Origin of the sequence: Nostoc sp. CHAB 5715 (assembly GCF_020829685.1) — a bacterium.
GTDB lineage: Bacteria > Cyanobacteriota > Cyanobacteriia > Cyanobacteriales > Nostocaceae > Nostoc.
This window is the reverse complement of record NZ_JAIVFR010001145.1, coordinates 1-2,164: the sequence shown is the minus strand read 5'-3', so window position 1 is coordinate 2,164 and position 2,164 is coordinate 1. Positions and strand designations below refer to the sequence as shown.

Below are 2,164 nucleotides of genomic sequence, written 5' to 3'. Positions count from 1 at the left end.
TCCACTCTCGTTACAGCAAAGGCGAGTTACTGCGAGGAGCATTATTAACTATTAATGGGATTGCAGCCGGGATGAGAAATACAGGTTGATTGGGAATGGGGAGTGGGGAGTGGGGAATGGGGAATGGAAGGTATCGGCTCAATTCTATCCTCAGTCCAAGATGGTTGCTTCCTATTGGTTTCGCTTCAGCAATTGTTCTAAGATTCTATCCAATCTTTCCACAGCAGCATTAGTTGACATCTGACTCTCTCGTAATTCCAGGATTACCCCGTCTAGTACGGCGTTCCGCGCTTTAGTTGTATCGATAAAATCGTCAGTCTTCTCTACAAATTTGTCAGTCTTTTCTACAAATTTGTCAATCTTCTCCATAAATATGTCAATATTTTCACCCATAACTTGAACAGTTACAGCTAGACCATCAAGCTGTTTTTGGGTTAAGTCTTGACGTTCAACTAGTCGATCAATCCTCTTGTCGGCTGATTCTGCATAGCTAGCTGTTGATACCAACAACTGTTTAACTGTTTCTAAATCATTCTCAACATTGTCAAGTCGTTGTGCATTGCTCATGGTGTATTCTCTTTTCTCCTTGTCTTCACTCACTTTTAGACATTCTTCATGCGATCAAGTATTGATTGCTTTTCTTTAGCCCATTTTGTAATCATTTCTTCCATAGCTTGACTTTGGTCTATTTCAGTCGCAACACAAATAGTCTTGAATAATAAAGCAAGTTCTTTCGGTACGTAACCAGAGATTAGTTTATAGTTTGGATCTCCCCTTTTACCGCGAGTGTTTTCAACCATAGATATATAAGTAAGTCCGATATTATATCTATGTTGGCATGAAGAAAGGCTATTTTTTCCTTAAATGTTCATGTACACAAGTTATCATATCGACGTGAACAAAGGAATGGGAACTTACAATCGCAATTTATGAGCATTCATTCCGGTGAGGATACCAACCAGCAGCCAAGTGATGGCTAATCCCATGACTTCGCCTAAGAATAACTGCATCAGGCGGTGTAAGATCATCCCGACAGTAGAACCCACGGGGACAGCAACAGCCCAACTTGCCGAAGAGACAAATATCCATCGCCACGCCGCAGGCTGGGGAATTGCCAACCATTGTGCTAATCCAATCCCCAAGCCGCCAAGCGCCCCATAAACCGCCCCAGACAGGATTCTCACAGGGAAAATCTGAGTGCTAGGGACTATCCAACCCACCGCACCAATACCGATAGCGGTGATGATACTCCAACCTAAAAGACTTGACAAAATCCACCTGATACAGAATATAGGTTCTTTGAGAAGACAACCTTGAGGAAGTGCAATTATAAATCCGCCGATAGCTGCCTCTACTACCCCAATATCGGGCTTTTCGCCGACTTCAATAAACAGTAAACTCAATAAAAAACCGCCAAAAGTAGCGAAAGTCCACAGCAATATAAAGCCAAATATAGTATTTTCCGACGCGAATGGCATCAAAGTTTCTTTGTTTGTAATAGTCTGACAGTTTTAGCATTAAACAGATCAAAAAAAGCTTTGCGTCGCTGTTGGGGTGATTCTGGTACAATGTAACCCCAGAGACTCTCCCAATAAAAAAAGCAGATACCGTCAAAATTGCGATCGCGCACCACCTGAACTTGTTCTCTAATTTGTGCTATTTTCACAGGATTACGCACCGTTCCCGTTGATATACCAATACCTACAGGAATTAGACTTTGAGCCAATTTTATCGATGATTGTTCCAGTTGAGCGATAAAAGAGTTTTTGTCATTTCGATACACCTGTAAAATTAACTCATTAACTAAGCCTTTTTTTACCCAATTTTCCCAATCTTGCAAATAATATTTGTAGGCAAAAGCTTGATAGTTAGGAGATAGAGATATTTTAACTTTGGGTTTTACTGCCTTGACAGCTTGATAGATTTCTGCTACAAAATCAGTAATTTTGTCTGCTCGCCACTGCATCCATTCTGAGTTAAAAGGATCAGTTGGGGGACTTTTGCCTTGATGCTCTTGCTGGTAGAGTTCAATAGTGAAGCGATCGTAGCCAAACTGTACCGGCATCCCAAAATGATCGTCAAGTTGAATACCATCCACATCGTAATCCCTGACTACTTCCAAAATTAACTCTTGAATAAACTCTTGTACTTGCGGATGTAAGGG

At 41.2% G+C, this 2,164-nt stretch carries 5 protein-coding genes; 1 reads left to right on the top strand and 4 read right to left on the bottom strand.

What is annotated here, in order from left to right:
* Window positions 1–89, top strand: an 89-nt coding sequence (locus tag LC574_RS39575; protein WP_368736787.1) for a phosphoenolpyruvate carboxylase, incomplete at its 5' end; no start/stop codon positions are given.
* Between the two features lie 82 nt (window positions 90–171).
* On the opposite strand, the gene LC574_RS37000 is transcribed toward LC574_RS39575, so the two are convergent.
* The 4 genes from LC574_RS37000 to LC574_RS36985 all read right to left on the bottom strand — a co-directional run.
* A complete protein-coding gene (locus LC574_RS37000; protein WP_229458603.1) occupies window positions 172–567 on the bottom strand; it encodes a hypothetical protein in 396 nt (131 codons plus the stop codon).
* 35 nt (window positions 568–602) lie between these two features.
* Entirely contained in the window at window positions 603–800 is a 198-nt protein-coding gene (locus LC574_RS36995; protein WP_229458602.1) for a hypothetical protein, read from the bottom strand.
* 114 nt (window positions 801–914) lie between these two features.
* Complete coding sequence (locus LC574_RS36990) at window positions 915–1,478, bottom strand: hypothetical protein (protein ID WP_229458600.1); 564 nt, start codon at window positions 1,476–1,478, stop codon at window positions 915–917.
* Window positions 1,478–2,164 (bottom strand): glycoside hydrolase family 10 protein (locus tag LC574_RS36985; protein WP_229458599.1); only part of this gene is annotated, 687 nt, incomplete at its 5' end. The genes LC574_RS36985 and LC574_RS36990, both read right to left, overlap by 1 nt.